The following is a 20,487-nucleotide window of genomic DNA, read 5'->3' on the forward strand; positions in this document are numbered from 1 at the left end:
GACGCGGAGGACGTTCCATGAGCGCGGGCGGTTCGATCCGACGGGTCGACGAGCGGCTCGGCCTGGCGATCTGCCGGGTCTCGCTCTCCGGCCGGACGTTGGTCACCTACGCCCGGGACCACGTCACGGTCCGGACTCCGTCGCGTCCCGACTTCCGCGACGGCAACACCATCGACCTGCTCGCGCCCCCACCGCAGGAGGCGCTGGCCGACTGGGTCGGGCGCTTCCGGGACACGATCGGGATGCTGGGCGTGCCGGACGCGCACCTGCGCTGGGAGACACCCCTGCCGATCGACGCGCCGCCGGGACGTCCGGTGCCCGACGCGGCACTGGCGTCCGCCGCACACCGCCTGGGTCTGTCGCTGCAGCCGCTGACGGTCCTGCTGCTCGACGACCTGCAGGCGCCACCGCCGGCGCCGGCCACCATCGCGCCGGTGCCACCGCCGTCGGCGGTCGATCCCCAGCCGACCGACCGTCGCTGGCACGCCGCCACGGTCCTCTACCGCTACGACGCCGAGGACGTCGGTGACCCCGACGCGTGGCGGCAGTGGGACGAGCAGTTCGTCGCCTGGAGCGTCGACGTGCAGCGGGAACTGGCCGCCGGCGGCCGCGCGCAGGTGTGGGTCGCCCAGCGGCACGGCGCGCCCGTCGCTCGCGCCACGCTCGCGCACGACCGCCAGGGCCTGGCGGCCGTCGAGGACGTCATCGTCCACCCGGTGCACCGGCGCCTGGGCCTGGCCGCCGCGATCACCCACGCCGCGGTCGCCGCCCACCTGCACCTCGACCCGGGCGCACGCGTCGGGCTGGCCGCCGAGCCGGGCGGTCGCGCCGAGCGCATCTACCGCCGGCTCGGGTTCGTGCCCCACGCCACGGTGTGGACCGCCAGACCGCGTTGACGTGAGCGCGCGCCGACCGGGGCGGCGCGGCCCCCGAGACGTAGGTCGAAGGACCCGCCCGGAGGGCGCCCGGCGGGCGTAGGTTCAGGCCACCGTCACGCGAGACGCGGACGACACGGCCGCGTCCGATGCCGGCGGGCACCGTCGCGGAGGCATGGTCGTGAGCGTCGTCGTCCCCACCGAACGGATCCGCAACGTGCTCGTCGTGGGGCACACCGGCACGGGGAAGTCGACGCTCGTCGAGGCATTGCTGCGGACCGTTCGCAGTGGCCCGCCCCCCGAGGGTCGGACCACGGTCGACCACGAGCCCGAGGAGCGCGAGCGCGGGCACTCGCTGTCGCTGGCGACGGTCACGTTCGACTTCGACGGCTACCGGATCAACCTGCTCGACACGCCCGGGGGCGCGGAGGCGCTGGGTGACGTGTACCCAGCCCTGGCGGCGGCCGACACGGCCCTGTTCGTCGTGGACGCCACCGTCGGACTCCAGCCGCAACACGACGAGTTGTGGCGGCTGTGCGAGCGACAGGGCCTTCCCCGCGTGGTCTTCTGCAACAAGCTGGACCTCGACCGGGCGGATCCCGTCGGGGTCCTCGCCGACCTCCGCACCCGCTACGGCCGCCCGTTGGCGGCCGTCCATCTGCCGTTCCACCGCGACGGTCATGTCGGGATCGTCGACGTGCTGCACGGCGAGGCGATCGAGCTGATCGACGGCGAGCGGGTGCGCGAGCCGATCCCGGACGAGCAGGCCGCGGCCGCCGAGGAGGCACGCGAGGCGCTCGTCGAGGCCGTCGTGGAGAACGACGACGACCTGCTCGAGCGCTACCTCGATGGCGAGCTGCCCGACACGCACGAGATCGCCGAGGTGTTCGCCCACGGCATCGCCCAGGGCGGCTTCTTCCCCGTGCTGTGGGGTTCGGCCACCAGCGGGATCGGGGTCCAGCTGCTGCGCGAGTTCCTGGTGGAGGAGTGCCCCTCGCCCGCCGAGGCACCGCACGAGCTGCCGCACGACGGGCCGACCGTCGCCGCGGTGGTCAAGACCTACGCCGACCAGTTCGTCGGGCGCATCAACGTGCTGCGCCTGCTGTCGGGCCGCCTGCGCGTCGACGACGAACTGGTCGACCTGCGCACCGGCGCCACCCGCCGGCTGCACAACCTGTTCCGCCTATGCGGACGCGAGCAGCTGCCGGCCGACGAGCTGACCGCCGGCGACCTGGTGGCGGTCTCCAAGCTCGACGACGTCATGACCGGCGACGTGCTGGCGGCCGACGGGCTGCAGGTGGACGTCGAGGTCCCGCTGCCGCCGGTCGGTTTCCACCGCGTGATGCTGCAGCCGGTCGCGGTCGCCGACGACGACAAGCTCAACGCGGCGCTGCAACGGCTGGTGCAGGAGGACCCGTCGGTCCGGATCATCCTCGACCCGGTGGCCGGCACGCGCGTGCTCGCCTTCCAGGGACCCACGCACGTCGACGTCAGCGTCGCGCGGCTACGGCGTCGCGCGGGCGTCGAGGTGCAGGTGCTGCCCGCGCCGATCGACTACCGCACCACGATCCGCCGGCCCGCGAGCGCGGTCGGCCGGCACGTGAAGCAGAGTGGCGGGCACGGCCAGTTCGGCATCGTGAAGCTGGAGATCGCCCCGCTGCCGCGCGGCGAGGAGTTCCGGTTCGACGACGCGATCGTCGGCGGGGTCGTGCCGGGCCAGTACATCGGCTCGGTGGAGAAGGGCGTGCGGGCCGCGATGCTGGAGGGGCCGTTGGGTGGGTTCCCGGTCGTCGACGTGGCCGTGCGGCTGGTCGACGGCAAGCACCATCCGGTCGACTCGTCCGACGCCGCGTTCCAGATGGCCGGCATCCTCGGCTTCCGCGCCGCGCTGGTCGAGGCCGACCCGGTGCTGCTGGAACCGATCGCGGCGGTCACGGTCGTCGCGCCCGAGGAGTTCACCGGCGCGCTGATGTCCGACCTGTCGGCGCGGCGTGGACGGATCCTCGGCACGGACGTGGCCGGGCCGGGACGCACCCGCGTCGACGCCCACGTCCCGGAGGCGGAGCTGACCACGTTCGCCGCCGACCTGCGGGCGCTGACCAGCGGCCGGGGCGAGGTGGAGATCGTCCCGGATCACCACGAGGAGGTCCCGGACAACGTCGCCAAGCGCGTCCTCGACGAGCTCGCCACCTCCTGAGCCTCGTACCGGGTGCCGCCGGCGGCGGCGATAGGCTCGGTTCCTCCCTGGCGTCCACTCGAGGCACGGCTGTTGGATCGCGTCCTGCGCATCGGGCTTCTCGGCTGCGGCACGGTCGGTGGTGGGGTGGTGACCCTGCTGGCCCGTGAGGCCGAGGACATCGCCGTCCGCACCGGCGCCCGCCTGGAGGTCGGCCGCATCGGCGTGCGCGACGTCGCCAAGGCCCGCGCCCGGGGCCTACCGGTGGATGACGGCGTCTTCACCGACGACGTCATGTCGGTCGTCGAGGATCCGGACATCGACGTGGTCGTCGAGGTGATGGGTGGCCTCGAGCCCGCGGACACGCTCATCCGCCGGGCGCTGGAGCTCAAGAAGCCGGTCGTGACGGCCAACAAGGAACTGGTCGCCCACACCGGTCCGGAGTTGTACGAGGCGGCCAGGGCCGCCGGCGTCGACCTCGCCTACGAGGCCGCGGTGGCGGGCGCCATCCCGATCATCCGGCCGCTGAAGGAGTCGCTGGCCGGTGACCGGGTCACCCGGGTGGTCGGCATCCTCAACGGCACCACCAACTACATCCTCACGAAGATGGCCGAGGACGGCGCCGACTACGCGACGGTGCTCGCCGACGCGCAGGCGCTGGGCTACGCCGAGGCGGACCCGACCGCCGACGTCGGCGGCCACGACGCCGCCGCCAAGTGCGCCATCCTCGCCTCGCTCGCCTTCGACACCGTCGTCCACGGTCGCGACGTCTTCCGCGAGGGCATCGAGGGGGTCACCGCGACCGATCTCCGCGTGGCGGACCGGCTCGGGTACGTGGTCAAGCTGGTCGGGATCGCCGGGGAGAGCGACGATCGCATCGGCGTGCGCGTCCACCCGGTGTTCCTGCCCAAGGAGCATCCGCTGGCCAGCGTGCGCGACGCCTTCAACGCGGTGTACGTGGAGGCGGAGGCCGCCGGTGAGCTGATGTTCTACGGCCGGGGTGCCGGCGCGATGCCGACCGCCTCCGCCGTGGTCGGCGACGTCATCGACGTGGCCCGCAACCTGCTGCAGACCGCCCGCGGCGCCGCCGAGTCGGTGCACCGGGCCAAGGCGATCCGCCCCATCGAGGACCTGCAGACCCAGTACTACGTCCTGCTCGACGTCGACGACCAGGCCGGCGTGCTCGCCGACGTGGCGCGCACCTTCGGTGACCACGCGGTGTCCATCGCCCAGGTGTGGCAGGAAGGTGCCGGCGACTCCGCCCAGCTGGTGCTGATCACCCACCGCGCTCGCGAGGGCGACCTGCAGCAGACGGTCCAGGCGCTGGCCGCGATGGCCAACGTCCGCAGCGTCGCCAGTGTCCTGCGGGTGGAGTCGGAGGTGTTCTCGTCGTGACCGGTGCCGCCGTCCCCGCCGCCAGTGACGTCCCGCGCGGCCCACACGTGTGGCGCGGGATCATCGAGGAGTACCGCGACCGCATGCCGGTCACCGACACCACGCCGGTGGTCACGTTGCGCGAGGGTGGCACGCCCCTGATCGCGTCCGAGCGGCTGTCCGAACTGACCGGCTGTGAGGTCCACCTCAAGTTCGACGGGTCGAACCCGACCGGGTCCTTCAAGGACCGCGGGATGACCATGGCCATCACCAAGGCCAAGGAGAAGGGCGCCGAGGCGGTCATCTGCGCCTCCACCGGGAACACCTCGGCGTCGGCCGCCGCCTACGCCGGCAAGGCCGGGCTGACCTGCGGGGTGATCATCCCGAAGGGCAAGATCGCCATGGGCAAGCTCGCCCAGGCGCTCGTGCACGGCGCCAAGGTCATCCAGATCGAGGGCAACTTCGACCAGGCGTTGACGCTGTGTCGCAAGCTGGCGGAGACCTACCCGGTCGAATTGGTGAACTCCGTCAACCCCTACCGCATCGACGGGCAACGTTCGGGCGCCTGGGAGATCGTCGACCAGCTCGGTCGCGCCCCCGACGTCCACTGCATGCCGGTCGGCAACGCGGGCAACATCACCGCCTACTGGCGCGGCTACCGCGAGTACGCGGCCGACGGGGTCGCCGGCACCCTGCCGGTCATGCGCGGCTACCAGGCCGCGGGCGCGGCACCGATCGTGCTCGGCCACCCGGTGGAGAAGCCGCAGACGATCGCGACGGCGATCCGGATCGGCAACCCCGCCTCGTGGCAGCAGGCCGTGGCGGCGGCCAGCGAGTCGGGCGGGTCGATCCGCTCCGTGACCGACCGGGAGATCATCGCGGCCTTCCGCGAGCTCGCCCGCCACGGCGTGTTCGCGGAGATGGCGTCCGCGTCGTCGGTCGCCGGCCTGTTGCAGCTGCACGCCGCCGGCGAGCTCGAGCCGGGATCCGTGGTCGTGTGCGTCCTGACCGGCCACGGGCTCAAGGACCCGGAGTGGGCGATCGCCGGTGCTGCCGAGCCGGTCACCATCCCGGCCGAGCTGCACGTCGCCGCACGCGAGCTCGAGCTCATCTGACGCTCCGTCCGCCGACGCGGCGGACGGCGAGGCGGGGAGGCGCTATCCGTGGACCGGGTTTCGGTCGTCGAAGCCGCACTGGACCGTGCCGTCGCCGAGGCGCCGGCACCGCAGCAGCGACTGGCGCCCGACGCCGCCCTGCGGGCGGGCAGCTCGCTGACGGCCGCACGCGCCGTCGCCCTGTTCGAGGACATGGTGCGTTCGCGGGCGCTGGACGTGGTCGCCCGTGAGCTGAAGGCGCGCGGCGAGGGCTACTACACGATCTCGTCGGCGGGCCACGAGCACACCGCCGTCGTCGGTGCGCTCACGCGCCCGACCGACCCGGCGTTCCTGCACTACCGCGACGGGGGGTTCGTCGCGGCCCGTTCACGGCTGGCGGGCACCGACGTCACCTGGGACACGCTGCTGTCGCTGGCCGCCTCGCGCGAGGATCCCGCCTCGCAGGGCCGGCACAAGGTGTGGGGCAGCCCGACCGCGTGGATCGTGCCGCAGACCTCCACGATCGCCTCGCACCTGCCGAAGGCGGTCGGTGCCGCCTTCGCCATCGCCCGCTCGCGCCGCCTCGACGCTGGCGCCGTCGCCGGGAACACCTTGCCGGCGGACGCGCTGGTGGTCTGTTCGTTCGGGGACGCCTCGCTCAACCACGCCAGCGCCCTGGCCGGCCTCAACGCCGCGCGTTGGGCCCGCCGCGTCGGCAGCCCGATGCCGATCCTGTTCGTCTGCGAGGACAACGGCATCGGCATCTCCGTGCAGACCCCGCCGGGCTGGGTGGAGGCCACCGCGGCCGCGCTCCCCGGATGCACCTACGTCCGCGCCGAAGGCGAGCTCGACGCCGTCTGGGACGCCGTCGAGCACGCCGTCACGGCGGTGCGCAGCCGCCGGGCGCCGGTGTTCCTGCACCTGCCGACCGTGCGGCTGTGGGGCCACGCCGGCAGCGACCTGGAGGCCGCCTACCGCAGCCGCGAGGACATCGAGGCGGCCGAGGCCGCCGACCCGCTCGCCCACGCCGCGCGGCTCTTGATCGCGACGGGTGCGGCCAGTACCGGACAGCTGCAGGAGTTGATCGCCCGGGTCCGTGCGGAGACCCGCGATCGGGCCGGCGCGGCGGTGTCCACCGGCCCGCTGCGCACCGCCGACGAGGTCGTGGCGCCGTTGGCGCCCCACACCCCGGAGGCCGTGCGTCGCGACGCCGCCCGCACGGTCGACGTCGCCGCCCGCCGGAGCGCGCACGGCCGCCGCCTGCCCGAGCACGCCGTCACCGCGGGCGAGCGGACCCTGGCAGGCCTGCTGAACGCGGCGCTGCGCGACGAGCTCGCCCGCCGGCCAGGCGCCGTCGTCTTCGGCGAGGACGTCGGGCGCAAGGGCGGCGTCTACGGCGTGACCGCCGGACTGCAGGCGACCTTCGGTACCGGCCGGGTCTTCGACACCCTGCTGGACGAGACCTCGATCCTGGGGCTCGCGCAGGGCCTCGGGCTGCTCGGGCTGATCCCGATCCCGGAGATCCAGTACCTCGCCTACGTGCACAACGCCCTCGACCAGTTGCGCGGCGAGGCCTGCTCGACGCAGTTCTTCTCCGCCGGGCACTACCGGACCCCGATGGTGGTGCGCATCGCCGGGCTCGCCTACCAGAAGGGCTTCGGCGGCCACTTCCACAACGACAACGCGGTCGGCGCCCTGCGCGACATCCCGGGCCTGCTCCTGGCGGTCCCCAGCCGGGGTGACGACGCCGTCCGCATGTTGCGCGGCTGCCTCGCGATGGCCGAGGTCGACGGTCGGGTGTGCACCTTCCTGGAGCCGATCGCGCTCTACCACGAACGCGACCTGCACGACCCCGGCGACGGCGGCTGGCTGTCCGACTACCCGCCGCTCGACGAGGTGCTGCTGCCGGGCGAGGTCGGCGTCCACCATCCCGAGGCGGACGACGTGCTGCTCGTCACCTACGGCAACGGCGTGCGCATGTCGCTGCGCGCGGCCCGGCGGCTGGCCGACCACGGCATCGGCGCCCGGGTCCTGGACCTGCGGTGGCTGTCGCCGCTGCCGTCGGCGGCGGTGCGCGAGCATGCGCAGGCGTGCGGACGCGTGCTGGTCGTCGACGAGTGCCGGCGGACCGGCGCCGGCGTCGCGGACGCCGTTCTCGCCGACCTGGCCGAGCACGGCTTCGACGGTGCGCTGGCGTCGATCCGGTCCCACGACAGCTACGTCCCGCTGGGGCCGGCCGCAGAGCTGGTCCTGCTGTCGGAGGACGACGTCGTCGAGGCGACGCTGGCGTTGCATGCCCGCGGTCGCGCACCGGCGCCCCGCTAGCCTGCGAGCGTCCAGCTGCCGCAACCCGTCGGGACCGTCGTGACCGAGGTGCGCCACGCCACCGTCCAGGTGCCTGCCACCAGCGCGAACCTCGGCCCCGGCTTCGACGCCTTCGGGCTCGCGCTCGGCCGCTACCTGGTCGTGCGTTCGCGCCCGCGTGAGGACGGCGAGGTCCGGGTCCACACCGCCGGTGACGGCGCCCACGAGGTGGCGACCGGTGACGACAACCTGATCTGGCGCAGCCTGATGGCGTTCTGCGACCACTACGCGGTCGCGGTGCCCGACCTCCGGCTCGAGGTCGCCAACGACATCCCCCTGGAACGCGGGCTGGGCTCGTCCTCGGCCGCCATCGTGGCCGGGCTGGTGCTGGCCCGCGCGGTGACCGGGCACCCCGTCGGCGACCGCGACCTGGTGCGCCTCGCGGACCGGCTCGAGGGCCATCCCGACAACGTGGCGCCGGCGCTGCTCGGGGGACTGGTGGCCTGCGCAGCCGACGACGACGGCCGCCTGGTGGTGCGACGTCGCAACCCTGCCCCGCACCTGCGCCCGATCGTCCTGGTGCCGACCACGCGGCAGGCGACCGTCCAGGCCCGTGGGGTCGTGCCCGACCACCTCGACCGCGCCGACGTGGTCGTGCAGGGCGCCCGCGCCGGGCACGTGTTGGGGGCCCTGGTGGGGGCCTGGCCGGTCGACCCCGCCGCCACCGGCGACCGCCTGCACGAACCGGCGCGCCTGCGGGTGATGCCGGCCACGGGTGCGGTGATCGAGGACCTTCGCGCCAGCGGCATCCACGCCTGGTTGTCCGGCGCCGGACCGTCGGTCGCCGGGCTGCTGGACGGCGAGGCCGTTGCGGCGCTGGACCGCACGCACGAGGTCGCGGCCGCGCACGGATTCGCGGTCCACGAACCGCGCGTCGACCTCAGCGGCGCGTTCGCCTGTCCGGACGGTGGCTGCGCCCTGTCGGGCCGCACCGAGACCTGCGCGCAGTGCCCTCGTCAGCGGATATGATGCCGGCGTCGCCGCGCCGATCGGTCGCGGATCGATCTTCTCCTTGATCTCTTCCCGCCGGCCGACGTGTGTCGACCTCCTTGCATCCGCCGCCGTTCGTGCGGCGCCCAACCGTCGGTGTGCCCTGGGATGGGGGGCCGGCGTCCGACGTCCTTCGACGCTGTGGAGCGCGATCCGTGAAGCTCTTCCTCGACACCGCCAACCTCGACGAGATCACCGAGATCAACCGGTGGGGCGTTCTCGACGGGGTCACGACCAACCCGACGCTGGCTGCGAAGGAGGGCAGGGACTTCGCGTCCATGATCAAGGACATCTGTGCCGAGGTCGACGGCGACGTCAGCGCCGAGGTGGTGTCGATCGACACGCCGGGGATGCTGGACGAGGCCCGCAAGCTCGCCGCGATCGCCGACAACGTCGTGATCAAGCTCCCGCTGATCCCGGCCGGTCTGGCCGCCTGCTCGCAGCTGTCGCGTGACGGGATCCGGACCAACGTCACCCTCTGCTTCTCGCCCACGCAGGCCATCCTCGCGGCCAAGGCCGGCGCGACCTACGTCTCGCCGTTCCTCGGACGCCTGGACGACCTCGCCAACGACGGCATCGCCCTGCTGACGGAGATCTGCGAGATCTTCCGCGTCCAGGGCTACCAGACCGAGGTGCTGGCGGCATCGCTGCGCAGCCCCCAGCACGTCGCCCAGGCCGCCCTGGCCGGAGCGGACATCGCCACGCTGCCGGCCAAGGTGTTCCAGCAGATGGTCAAGCACCCGATGACCGATCTGGGCCTGGAGCGCTTCCTGGCCGACTGGGACGCCTACCAGCAGGCGATGCGCTGAGTTTCTCGCGGCCGGCACCTCCGGCCGCCACGGCGACGCGAGGGGCCGTCGCCGGCCATCGAAGACACACGGAGACACACATGGACCGCTCGACGCTGGAGCGAAAGGCGCTCGCCGAACTGCGGCAGATCGCTTCCGCCCTCGAGCTCAAGGGCTATCAGCGCATGAAGAAGGCCGACCTGGTCGACCTGATCATCCACGCTGGTGGCGCCGGTGCCGGCAACGGCAGCCGGGGTGAACCGGCCGCGGCGGGTTCCCCCAACGGCGACGGCGGCACGGCCGAGGCGTCGCAGCCGCAACTCGGCGTGGAGGACGAGCGACCCGACGGCGACGGCGAGGCCGGCGACCGCGTCCGCGCCCGCCAGCGCAGCCCCGAGCGACCCTTCCGCCCCCGTCTCGAGCCGGCGCGCGGCCGTGACGAGGACGCCGAGCGCGAGCGGCGCGGTGCGGACGAGGAGACCGGCGGCGAGGACCGCCAGCGCAGCGAGGAGCGTCAGCGCGGCGAGGAGCGTCAGCGCGCCGACCGTGGGCGCGGCGAGGACCGCAACCGTGGTCGTGGCGACGACCGGCGAGACGACGACGGCGACGACGACGGCGACGGCCGCGGGCGCGGCAAGCGCGACCGGCGCCGCAAGAACCGCGGCGGCCAGCAGCAGAACGACCACGAGGACGCCGAGGTTCGCGAGGGGATCCTCGACCTGCTCCCCGAGGGATACGGCTTCCTGCGCTGCACCGGCTACCTGTCGGGCAGCAGGGACGTCTACGTCAGCCAGTCCTTCGTGCGCCGCTTCGACCTGCGCCGCGGCGACCGCGTCGCCGGCCCCATCCGCCGCAACAAGAACAACGACAAGTTCCCGGCGCTGGCCCGCATCGACGCGATCGAGGGCGAGGCGATCGACGAGGGCTCGCTGCCGCGCAAGCGGGTGGAGTTCAAGGACCTGACCCCGCTGTTCCCCGACGAACGGCTGTCGCTGGAGGTCGAGGGCACCTCGCCGATCTCCATGCGGATCGTCGACATGATGGCGCCGATCGGCAAGGGCCAGCGCGGCCTGATCGTGTCGCCGCCCAAGGCCGGCAAGACGACCATTCTGAAGCAGCTCGCGGCCGCGATCGAGGCCAACGACCCCGACGTCCACCTCATGGTCGTGCTCGTCGACGAGCGGCCCGAGGAGGTCACCGACTTCGAGCGTTCGACCGGCGGCGAGGTCATCTCGTCCACGTTCGACCGCCCTGCCGAGGACCACACCCAGGTCGCCGAGCTCGCCATCGAGCGCGCCAAGCGGCTGGTCGAGGGTGGCCGGGACGTCGTCATCCTGCTGGACTCCATCACGCGGCTCGGGCGGGCCTACAACCTCGCGGCCCCGGCCTCCGGCCGGGTGCTCTCCGGCGGTATCGACTCGGCGGCGCTGTACCCGCCGAAGAAGTTCTTCGGGGCGGCCCGCAACATCGAAGGCGGCGGCAGCCTGACCATCATCGCGACCGCGCTCATCGAGACGGGCTCGAAGATGGACGAGGTCATCTTCGAGGAGTTCAAGGGCACCGGGAACATGGAGCTGCGCCTCGACCGGCGCATGGAGCAGAAGCGCATCTTCCCGGCCGTCGACATCCAGGCGTCGGGCACGCGGCGGGAGGACCTGCTGCTGCCGCGCGAGCAACTGGAGACGGTCTGGAAGCTGCGGCGCCTGCTGTCGTCGATGGACTCCGAGGCGGCCCTGCACCTGCTCATCGAGAAGCTGCGCGCCACCAAGAACAACGCGCAGTTCCTCCAGATGATCTCGAAGTCCAACCTCTCCTGACATTCGCCCCGTCACCGGCGCGGGTGTCTCCCGGTCGCCGATGCTTCGGCACGCGCGAAGCCCGGTGAGACACGGGACGTGAGTGCAGTGGTGGCCGCCGCCTGCTCGAGAAGTACGGACGCCCGGGGACAAGACGTCGCAGTGACCTCTCCCGAAGCGAGCAGGGCGGCGGCCGCCGGCTGCGGCATGGCACGGGGTCCGTTCGGGCCCGTGCCGCCATGTCCAGCGAACGTCACCCCGGCTGGTCGGGCCAGTGACCAGTGTCCTGTCATCACCCGTGTGTCACGGCCGGAAGGACGTACTGCCCGGGAGCGTGGTCTCAGCGCGGCGGGTCGAAGCGGTAGCCGACGCCGTGGACGGTCGCGATCCAGCGTGCACCGTCCTCACCGGCGAGGTCGAACTTTCGCCGCAGGCGCCGGACGTGCTCGGTGACCGTCCCGCGGTTGTGCTCCCGGGTGGCCTCCCAGGCCTGTTCGAGCAGCTCGCGGCGGGTGAAGGCCTGCCGCGGGTGCGAGGCGAAGAACACCAGCAGGTTGAACTCCTGGTGGGTCAGCACGATCCGCTCGTCGTGCAGCAGTGCCTCGCGCGCGGCGACGTCGATCTCCAGTGGCCCGTAGCGGTAGGTCGTCGGCGCCGGCAGGATCCGGCCGCGTCGCAACAGCGCCCGGCTGTGCGCGGCGATCTCCAGCGCGGACACCGGCTCCACCAGCACGTCGTCGGCGCCCAGGTCGAGCACGAGGATGCGTTCGTCCTCGCGCGCGTCCGGACCGAGCAACGCGAGGATCGGCGCAGAGGTGTGCTGGCGCAGCTGGCGCAGGGCCTGGGTGGCCGCGCCCTCGCGGCTGACCCGCACGATCACGACGTCGGGGTCGTGGACGGCGACCCGTCGCAGGGCCGTCTCGGGCCCCGCCACGGACAGCAGGTCGAGGCCCTCGGCGGCGAATCGGTCCGCCAGCCGGGCCCGGAGCGTCGGCTGGTTCTGGCGGTCACCGACGATGAGCACTTCGGCTCTTGGTTCGATGGCTTCGAGCACGGCGTCCCCCGTCTATCGCTCCCCGTTGCCTGGTGCCTGCTCCCTGTCACGCTGCCCCGGCATCCAGCGGGTACGTGGAGAAGTATGTGGAAAACACGGGCCTGTTGTTGGGTATTCGTGGATGTTTGACGCAGTGGAGTCGCGCGATCACGAAGCGTTGCGAGCCGGGGTCGGTACTCGTGGCCTCTCACCACTTCTCGTGGGCTTCGGTCTGGAGGGGGCGGTCTCCTCGCGCGCGGCGGCGAGGGCGGCCGGGACCGCCTCGACCACCCATCGGACGTGCTCGGTCGTCATCCCGGGCCAGATCGGCAGGCTGACTTCCTCGTGGTAGAGCCCTGTCGCCGCCGGGAAGTCGTCGGGTCGCAGGTGGTAGCGGTCGCGGTAGTAGGGCTGCAGGTGGAGCGGGATGAAGTGGACGCTCGCGCCGACACCCGTGGCGGCCAGGTGCCGGACGAAGGCGGAGCGCACGGCCGGACCGTCGGTGACGCGGAGGGCGAACAGGTGCCAGGCGTGCTCGTCGGCGACGTGGGCCTCCGGCGGCAGGCGCAGCCCCTCGACGTCGCCGAGGGCGTCGCGGTACGCGGCCGCGATGGCCCGGCGGGCCGCATGGTCGGCACGCAGGCGCCGGAGCTGCACCAGCCCCAGCGCCGCGGCCACGTCGGTGAGGTTGTACTTGAAGCCCGCAGCGACGACCTCGTAGTACCAGGCGTCGGCCCGGTGGTAGCGGTCGAAGACGTCCCGGTCGATGCCGTGCAGTCGCATCGTCCGCATACGCCGGGCGAGGTCCGGGTCCCGGGTCACGGCCATGCCGCCCTCGCCCGTGCACAGCGGCTTGGTCACGTAGAAGCTGAAGGCCGTGACGTCACCGAGCGTGCCGATGGCCTGGCCGCGGTGGCTGGCCGGCAGCGCATGGGCGGCGTCGTCGAGCAGGCCCCAGCCGTGCTCGCCGGCGAGCCGCGCCAGCCCCGTCATGTCGCACGGCAGGCCGGCGAAGTGGACCGGGACGAGCGCGCGCACCTGGCGGCGTTCGGTTGGGGAGAGCCGCTGGTAGGCGGCCATGACCGTCTGCGGCGTCAGGTTGCCGGTAACGGGGTCGACGTCGGCGAAGACCGGTTCCGCACCGAGGTGGCGGACGACCTCGGCCGTGGCCGCGAACGTGTAGGGGGTCGTGATCACCCGGCTGCCGGCGTCCACGCCCAGCGCCTCGAGCCCGAGGTGCAGGGCGGCCGTCGCCGAATTGACCGCCACGGCGTGGACGTCCGGACCCAACACCGAGGCGAAGGCGGCCTCGAAGTCCCGGCACTGCTGCCCGGTCGTCAGCCAGCCGCTGCGGAGCACCCGGACGACGGCGTCCACCGCCTCGTCGTCGATCTGGGCCACGTGGAAGGGCACCCGCCAGCCGGCGGTGCCCGACGGGCCGGTCATCGTGCGGTCGTCGACGGTGCGCATGCGGCACTCCTCTCCGGTTCGGGAGGGACGGAGCTGAGGCCCACGGCTCCCAGGCTCGCGGCGGCAGTCAGCGCCACGAGGGGGAAGTGGGCGATGTAGTCCACGGCGGCGTGCACGCACAGCGCCGTGAGCAGGGCGACGCCGAGCAGCGCCGACGGGTCGGGGGCGCGCAGCAGGTCCCGGTACAGCGCCGTGAGCAGCACCAGGACGAGCGCCAGGACGGGAAGGCCCAGTTCCGCGGCGAGATGCAGGTACTCGTTGTGGGCGTAGCGCTCCCAGTCGAAGACCGCCGGGTTGCCGGCGGCACCGAAACGGCCGTAGCCGATCCCCGTCCACGGCGCCTCCCGGACGAGGTCGATCGCCTCGCGCCAGAGACGCACCCGTTCGGTGATGCTGGGCCCGAGCGTCGCGGCCTCGAGCCCCAGCGCCGAGCGGATGGCGCCGCCGGCGCGCAGCGTCACGGCGATGGCGGCCGTCACCACCAGCAGGGCCGCCGCCACGACCCGGCCTGCGACGCGGCGGTCCATCCTCCGGCAGGCCGGCACCGCTGCGGCCAGGACCAGCAGCGTCGCGGCGGTCCCGGTGCGGCTGTTGGCGCCCACGGGGACGGTGGCGAACAGGCCGCCCACGGCCAACAGCAGCCCGCGCTGACGGCGACCGCCCACACGTTCACGCCACAGCAGGGCCGCCGCTACGGCCACGACGAAGAGCGCCGCGGTGGCGTTCGCGTACCCGAGCGGCCCGTGCAGTCGATCGTAGAGGTCACCGCGCGCCACGCCGGCGACGAACGTCACCGCGCCGACCGTCACCACGGTCGCCGGCACGAGCGCGGGTCGCTGGCTGCTGAGCCGGCGACTGAGCCCGAAGGTGCCCCCCAGCAGTGCGGCCCAGGCCAGCGGGGCGAGCAGCCCTTCGACGCCCGTGTCGTCGTCGGCAGTGTCCACTTCCGTCGGTTGCCACCCGGCCCGTTCGAGCAGGATCTCGCGGAGTGCGTCGTCGGGCGGATCGACCCGGTAGCCGTAGAAGTCGCCGGGGTCGAACACGTCCGCCGGCCGGTGCTGCTCGACCAGGCTGGGGTCGATACCGACGAACACGGACCCCTCGTGGTTCACGAGCCCGGGTGGCGCCACCGAGCCCCAGTCACCGGACTTGATGGCGACACGCCCCTGAGTGCTCTCGAACAGGTCTCCCTCGGAGCGCAGTTGGGCATCGGCGTCGCTGACCATCCCGACGCCCGTGCCCGGCCACCCGAACTCGTAGAGCCAGTTGTTGTAGGTGTGGACGCGCGCGAAGCGGGCCAGTGGGTTGCGCTGGTGGGTGCGCAGGAACAGGTTGTGGTGCAACGTGACGAGGTCGGCGGCCAGTTCCGGGTCCGTGGCGCTCTGCGCCGTCATGATGGTGCGGTCCCACTCCTCGAACCGGTTCCACGACGCGGTGATGCGCTGCGCACCGTCGATGAACAGCAGCGCCATGTGGTAGCGGCCCGGCCCGGCACCGACGAACGTGCAGTGCGTGATCCAGACGTCCCGTGATCCGTCACCGACACGGATGGCGGCGTTGCCGTCGTAGGCGTCCCAGTGCGCGGCGAAGTCGAACTGCAGGTAGGCGATGACGACGTTGGTGGCGCCGTCGACCACGAGGCCGTAGTTGTCGATGGTGACGTCGGCACCGCGACCGTCGATGGTGAGGTCGGAAGCGACCAGCAGCGGGGCCTCGAGCGTGAGGAGCCCCGTGAGCCCGGGACGGAACCTGACGTGGGCCGGCCCGGGCTCCTCCACGGCGGCGCGCAGGCTCCCCGGGCCGCCGTCGTCCAGGTGCTCGACCCAGCGGACGGGGCCGCCCTCCCCGCCCGTCGCGCGGGCGAAGCCCTGGGGTCGGCCGAGCCCGGTGGTGGCCTCGTCCGGCTCGTCCGACTCGTCCGGCGGCGGTGCCGTCGGCGCGGGGGTCGGCGCGTCGACGTCGCGGTCGGGGCCGGCGGGCCACGCGACCACCACGACCACGACGGCCAGGATCATCGCCGTCGTGACGAGCAGCCGCCGGCGCACGCTCATGGCCGTGTCCTCGGCGCGTCGTCGAGGACCGCCAGGGACCGCTTCAGCACCGCCCGCAGCCGCGGGCTCTCGAACTGGACCCGCAGACGCGTGCGGTGCAGCCAGCTGCGCACGGGCAGGCGGACCCGACCCGCCAGCGTGTCGGGCTCGTGGACCCGTAGATGGATCTCGCGGCGCCAGGACTCCCACTCTCGCTTGTAGGCGGCGTCGCCGAGCATGAAGTCGAGGTGGGTGAACCCTTCCTCGACCAGGTCCTGCAGCAGCCGGGCGACCAGCAGCTTGCCGACGCCGTAGCGGCGGTAGCGCTCGTCGGGCGTCGCGGCGTGCTGGTAGAGGTAGGCCCACGGGTGCTCGAGCAGGCAGTAGCCGAAGGCCAGCAACCGGCCGTCGCCCTCCAGCAGCTGCAGCCGGCCGCGCCCCTGTCCGGCGAGCGCGGCCATCGCGTCCACGTAGGGGGCGAAGCCGTCGTCGTGCTTCCAGCGCAGCGACGTGTACTCGCCCTGCCAGCGCTCGCGGTACAGCTGTTGCACCGCCGGCATCGAGGCGCGCACGTCCTCGGCGTTGACGGCCTGACGGTGGACGAGGGGGCCGAACTGTTCGGCGAAGCGGCGTTCACGCCGGCGCAGCTCGGCCCAGTAGCGGCCGGGTTGGCGCGCGCGCAGTTCCTCCTGCGTCGACGGCAGGTCGACGACGATGGCCTCGGAGAACCGCAGGTAGCGCGTGCGACCGTCGCGCCGGCCCGCGGGCGGTTCCACCACGAGACGAGGCTCGGGGTTGAACTCGTTGGCGACGTAGTCGAACACGGGGACTCCTCCGGAACTCATGGCCGGCCGTCGACGAAGCACACCCACCCATCGGGGGTGTCGTGCACGTCGAGGTGGTGCATGCCACCGGCCGACCAGAGCGGCCCGGCGGGGGTCAGCAGCGGGGCGGGCAACGGCGTCTCCGCGTACGTCGACGGCGTCAGTGCCTCGATGTGGATGCCCAGCACCGCCCGGCCGTAGCCGCGGCGGCAGTCCTGCGCGAACCGCACCAGGCGATCGCCGACGGGAACCGGTCGCCCGGCCGGGCGGGCGAGGCCGGCGTCGCCGGTGACGACCGGGCTGGCGGGGTGCTCCGTCCACGGCCCGCGTGGGTGGGGTGCGTGAAGCAGCCGCAGTTCGTCGTTGGTGTGGTCGCGGCTCGTCTCGACCAGCAGGTACCAGTGCCCCTGGTGCTGGAACGGCGAGGCGTCCTTGTACGCCGCGCCCCGCAGCAGGATTCGATCGAGCTCCCAGACGGTGGGGAAAGCACGGGCGCGGTAGAGCCGGAGCGTCCCGTCGAAGGAGGACTCCGGGATCATGAACACCTCGTCGTCCGCCGCGAACACCGCCGGGTACGACAGGTGGAAGGGCTCCTCCAGCACCGGGCCCTCGTAGGTCCAGCGGCGGGCATCGGCGCTCGTGGCCAGGCCGACGAAGCCGCGCCGCTGCCCGGTCGCCACCGCCTCGAAGAAGAGGAACCAGATCCCGTGCTGTCGGATCGCGAAGGGGTCGGCGACCAGGCCGAGCCCGGCGCGTGCCAGCGTGTCCTCGTCGAAGACGGGCCGGAGGGCCGCGGCGTCCAGCGCCAGCGGGGACGGCGCGACCCCGACGCCGATGCGCCACGCCGGTGTCGGGCTCAGACGCAGGCGCACTGCCGGCGGGATGCGCGTCTGCAGCTGCCGGCGCACGGGGGCGGGCATGACCCGCCGAAGGCTCGCCTGGAGGCTCATGCGCCCCTCCTCGCGCGTAGCCCGGCCAGCGCCTGCTGCGTGCGTCCTCGCACGGTGCGCAGTCCCGCGACGGCGGCGGGCGACAGGCGCTGCGCCGCCTGCCGCCGCAGCCCGTGGCGAGCGCGCTCGGCCCGTTCGGTCAGCGCGGCCGACATGCCCGTTCGGGCGGCGTGGAACTCGTGCAGTTCGTGGCTGCCGTCCGCCCACAGCAACTTCGCCCGTGTCTCGCCGGCCCCGAACTCGGCGCGGCGGAAGACCGGTTCGCCGACCAGATCGCGCATGACCGCGACGTCGAGCAGATTGCCCGGAGCGAATGCCGCGAAGTCGTCGTCGTAGCCGATCTTCAGCGAACGGACGACGCCATCCTTCTGGAGGTTGAACTGGAACGCGACCAGGCGGTCGCCGAACCACAGCAGGTCGAGCCGCAGCCACCCCTGCGCTGCCGCCCAGCGTGCGACGTCGGTGTAGAAGGTGCGCAGATGTGGAAGGCACGCGATCGCCGTGCCCTGGGCGCCCTTCCAGCCGGACGCTTCGATGGCGAAGCACCGCTCGAGAAGGTCCGCAGGCACCACCGCCTCGCGGAAGACCTCGTGTCGAACCCGCCAGCGTTCCTCGGCCCGGCGACGCCGCCGCCGCGCATCCTTGCGGAAGCTGCTGCTGAGACCGGCCTCGACTTCTTCCCACGACCGCGTCAGATCCACGTACGGAGCAAGCACCGGCGCGGCGAGCCGCTGTCGCGGCAGAGCCTTTGCCAGTTCCCGCCGCACCAGCGCGACGGGCCAGTCCTCGGGGCACCACTCGCGCCAGACGACCTCGCGGGGCCGGTCGTCGACGAGCCGGCGCACCAGGGCCGCCAACACGTCGTCGTCCTCGACCACCGGCTGGCCGGCGGGATGATGGGGACGGAGCGCCGGGATCCCGACGACGCCGCGGCGCCGTTCGAAGGGCAGCACGCCGACGAGGCGCCCCGCCCGGCGCGCGGTCAGGTAGCCCGGGCGGCCGGTGCCGAACGCGCGGGCGTGACAGGCCTGCCACGTGGGCCAGTCCTGCGGCGGCCGGTGCAGCTGCCGGCACAGCTCGGCCCACTCGTCCGCGAACGACGCCGCGTCGTCGTGGCGACGCACGACGATGGCTTGGCGGTGCGGTTCCCGGGACCGGCCGGTGACGGCGCGCCCGCGAGGGGCACGCCGCCGCCGGAGCACCTCGGCGCCGACCGCCATGTCAGCCGGCCTCCCGGGCCGCCGACTGGCTGGGCGTCGACGGCGCCGGACGCGACCGGCGCCATGACGGCGTCGCCGGCGCGTCGACGTAGACGTAGCCCAGCGGGAGGTCGTCGGCCAGGTGCAGCAGCTCGGCGGCCTCGGCCACGTCGTCGAGCGAGCGGTCCCGGTGCACCGCCAGCAGCACCGGGTGGGGTGGCTCGCCGGCGGGACGGAGGCTGGGGCCCTGGTCGACCAGCACGGCCGGCTCGCGCACGACGACGAGGTCGGCGGTGCTGGAAGCCGGCGGCTGCGCGGATGGCACGACCCGGACGAACCCGGTGCCCACGACGAACGCCTGCGCCGCGCCGCTCTCGTCGAACGTCGTGCGGCGGTCACGGTCGCGCGAGCGCTTGTTGTCGACCCCGCACACCAGGACGCGGCGGCCACCGCGGGCCGCGGCCTTGGCCACGGCGATCGCCACGCCCTCGGCGTCGTCGTGGGGCCCGACCCCGCGCACGTACAGCGTCGGTGTCCCGACGGGCTCGAGCAGCTGCAGCTGTCGCCAGACCCGTGCCAACCGCAGCCCGCGTCCCCGCCGTGAGCCGGTGAACCGGCGACGGCCGCTCAGCTGGCCGCGTCGGGGTGCCAGCGTGCCGACGTGCGGCGCGGCCAGGACCGTGGCCGGGTCGCGGGCGTCCTGGACCGTCGGCGACTGCTCCATGCGTCGCCAGGCGATGGCCACCCCGACGAGCAGCCCCAGCAGCAGGCCGGCGGCGGCCAGCACCGGCAGCCCGGGCCGGGTGGGAGTCGCCTCCGCGTCGAGGTCCGCGGCGCGGATCATCCCGGACCCGAGCAACTCGGCGTCGGTCGCCACCTCACGGGCGCGCAGTTGCACGGCGAGCAGGCTCTCGAAGACGGCGGTCCGCTCGGCCGTCAGGGCGGCTTCCTCGGCCGCGCTGGTGACCGCGAGCGCCTCGTCGACCTCGGCGAGCCGCTCCTCGAGTGTCGCCTGGAACGGCGCCAGCTCCGCGGCCGCACGCTCGGCCCAGGCGAGCCCGTCACGGGCCAGCGACGACTCCAGGGTGGCCACGAACGTGTCGAGTGTCCGGTTCGCCTCCTCGGCGGTCGGCGCCGTCGCCGACACCGCCAGACCGCCGTCGTCGACGGCGCCCATGACGGTGACCCGGCGCTGCACCGTGTCCGGGCTCACGCCGAGCTGCTCGGCGACCTCGGCCGACAGGGACGCCGAGCGGGCCCGGTCGGTGACGGCCGCGACGGAGCCCGGGAAGCCCGGCTCGGGTCGGCCCGATGCGAACAGGCCGGCCGTACGGGTGTCCGCCAGGTACAGCGTGCTCTCCGCGCGGTAGTCGGTGGGTAACACGACCGCCAGAGCGGCACCGACCAGCGCACCCAGCAGCGCCAGGGTGACCACCAGGCGCAGGTGGGCGCGCAGCACCCGACTGAGCCCGACGTGCCCCTCGTGGGGGCGCGAGGACGGAGGAAGGACGGTCTCGGACATGG

Annotated in this window: 15 protein-coding genes; 8 read left to right on the forward strand and 7 right to left on the reverse strand. The window is 73.4% G+C overall.

Annotated features, from left to right (window positions below):
- Positions 1-17: 17 nt before the first annotated feature.
- From ACERM0_RS07885 to rho, 8 genes are all read left to right on the forward strand, one after another.
- Positions 18-896, forward strand: a complete 879-nt coding sequence (locus tag ACERM0_RS07885) for a GNAT family N-acetyltransferase (protein WP_373678026.1) — start codon at positions 18-20, stop codon at positions 894-896.
- Between the two features lie 160 nt (positions 897-1,056).
- Positions 1,057-3,072 (forward strand): elongation factor G, encoded by a 2,016-nt coding sequence (locus ACERM0_RS07890; protein WP_373678027.1) that lies wholly within the window; start codon positions 1,057-1,059, stop codon positions 3,070-3,072.
- A 72-nt stretch (positions 3,073-3,144) separates the two neighbouring features.
- The gene (locus ACERM0_RS07895) at positions 3,145-4,446 is read left to right on the forward strand and encodes a homoserine dehydrogenase (RefSeq protein ID WP_373678028.1); all 1,302 of its coding nucleotides are present in this window, start codon (positions 3,145-3,147) and stop codon (positions 4,444-4,446) included.
- An 83-nt stretch (positions 4,447-4,529) separates the two neighbouring features.
- Positions 4,530-5,540 carry a threonine synthase gene (gene thrC, locus ACERM0_RS07900; protein WP_373678422.1) on the forward strand — a complete coding sequence of 337 codons (1,011 nt, stop codon included), beginning with the start codon at positions 4,530-4,532 and terminating at the stop codon, positions 5,538-5,540.
- Positions 5,541-5,588: 48 nt separating this feature from the next.
- On the forward strand, positions 5,589-7,844 hold the full coding sequence (locus tag ACERM0_RS07905; RefSeq protein WP_373678029.1) for a thiamine pyrophosphate-dependent enzyme: 2,256 nt from the start codon (positions 5,589-5,591) through the stop codon (positions 7,842-7,844).
- A 39-nt stretch (positions 7,845-7,883) separates the two neighbouring features.
- Entirely contained in the window at positions 7,884-8,852 is a 969-nt protein-coding gene (gene thrB, locus ACERM0_RS07910) for a homoserine kinase (protein WP_373678030.1), read from the forward strand.
- Between the two features lie 176 nt (positions 8,853-9,028).
- Positions 9,029-9,682 carry a fructose-6-phosphate aldolase gene (gene fsa / locus ACERM0_RS07915; protein ID WP_373678031.1) on the forward strand — a complete coding sequence of 218 codons (654 nt, stop codon included), beginning with the start codon at positions 9,029-9,031 and terminating at the stop codon, positions 9,680-9,682.
- Between the two features lie 80 nt (positions 9,683-9,762).
- On the forward strand, positions 9,763-11,478 hold the full coding sequence (rho, locus tag ACERM0_RS07920) for a transcription termination factor Rho (protein WP_373678032.1): 1,716 nt from the start codon (positions 9,763-9,765) through the stop codon (positions 11,476-11,478).
- Between the two features lie 319 nt (positions 11,479-11,797).
- Here rho and ACERM0_RS07925 read toward each other — a convergent pair whose 3' ends face one another.
- The 7 genes from ACERM0_RS07925 to ACERM0_RS07955 all read right to left on the reverse strand — a co-directional run bounded on the left by ACERM0_RS07925 (position 11,798) and on the right by ACERM0_RS07955 (position 20,485).
- Complete coding sequence (locus ACERM0_RS07925; RefSeq protein WP_373678033.1) at positions 11,798-12,511, reverse strand: response regulator transcription factor; 714 nt, start codon at positions 12,509-12,511, stop codon at positions 11,798-11,800.
- Positions 12,512-12,658: 147 nt separating this feature from the next.
- Positions 12,659-13,960 carry a DegT/DnrJ/EryC1/StrS family aminotransferase gene (locus ACERM0_RS07930; RefSeq protein WP_373678034.1) on the reverse strand — a complete coding sequence of 434 codons (1,302 nt, stop codon included), beginning with the start codon at positions 13,958-13,960 and terminating at the stop codon, positions 12,659-12,661.
- Positions 13,933-16,011, reverse strand: coding sequence for an O-antigen ligase family protein (locus tag ACERM0_RS07935; RefSeq protein WP_373678035.1), 2,079 nt, complete (start codon positions 16,009-16,011; stop codon positions 13,933-13,935). Before ACERM0_RS07935 ends, ACERM0_RS07930 begins: the two co-directional genes overlap by 28 nt.
- Complete coding sequence (locus tag ACERM0_RS07940) at positions 16,008-16,814, reverse strand: GNAT family N-acetyltransferase (RefSeq protein WP_373678036.1); 807 nt, start codon at positions 16,812-16,814, stop codon at positions 16,008-16,010. Before ACERM0_RS07940 ends, ACERM0_RS07935 begins: the two co-directional genes overlap by 4 nt.
- Positions 16,815-16,831: 17 nt before the next feature.
- Positions 16,832-17,764 (reverse strand): hypothetical protein, encoded by a 933-nt coding sequence (locus ACERM0_RS07945; protein ID WP_373678037.1) that lies wholly within the window; start codon positions 17,762-17,764, stop codon positions 16,832-16,834.
- The gene (locus ACERM0_RS07950; RefSeq protein WP_373678038.1) at positions 17,761-18,888 is read right to left on the reverse strand and encodes a GNAT family N-acetyltransferase; all 1,128 of its coding nucleotides are present in this window, start codon (positions 18,886-18,888) and stop codon (positions 17,761-17,763) included. The genes ACERM0_RS07945 and ACERM0_RS07950 overlap by 4 nt, the downstream gene beginning before the upstream one ends.
- Positions 18,889-18,985: 97 nt before the next feature.
- Positions 18,986-20,485, reverse strand: coding sequence for a hypothetical protein (locus tag ACERM0_RS07955; protein WP_373678039.1), 1,500 nt, complete (start codon positions 20,483-20,485; stop codon positions 18,986-18,988).
- Positions 20,486-20,487: the final 2 nt, after the last annotated feature.

Origin of the sequence: Egicoccus sp. AB-alg2 (genome assembly GCF_041821065.1) — a bacterium.
Taxonomy (GTDB): Bacteria; Actinomycetota; Nitriliruptoria; order Nitriliruptorales; family Nitriliruptoraceae; genus Egicoccus.

Excerpts from the sequence above, each read along its gene's own strand:
- ACERM0_RS07885 (WP_373678026.1), top strand. The coding sequence starts at position 18 with ATGAGCGCGGGCGGTTCGATCCGACGGGTCGACGAGCGGCTCGGCCTG.
- thrC (WP_373678422.1), top strand. The coding sequence starts at position 4,530 with ATGCCGGTCACCGACACCACGCCGGTGGTCACGTTGCGCGAGGGTGGC.
- rho (WP_373678032.1), top strand. The coding sequence starts at position 9,763 with ATGGACCGCTCGACGCTGGAGCGAAAGGCGCTCGCCGAACTGCGGCAG.
- ACERM0_RS07930 (WP_373678034.1), bottom strand. The coding sequence starts at position 13,960 with ATGCGCACCGTCGACGACCGCACGATGACCGGCCCGTCGGGCACCGCC.
- ACERM0_RS07935 (WP_373678035.1), bottom strand. The coding sequence starts at position 16,011 with ATGAGCGTGCGCCGGCGGCTGCTCGTCACGACGGCGATGATCCTGGCC.
- ACERM0_RS07945 (WP_373678037.1), bottom strand. The coding sequence starts at position 17,764 with ATGAGCCTCCAGGCGAGCCTTCGGCGGGTCATGCCCGCCCCCGTGCGC.
- ACERM0_RS07955 (WP_373678039.1), bottom strand. The coding sequence starts at position 20,485 with ATGTCCGAGACCGTCCTTCCTCCGTCCTCGCGCCCCCACGAGGGGCAC.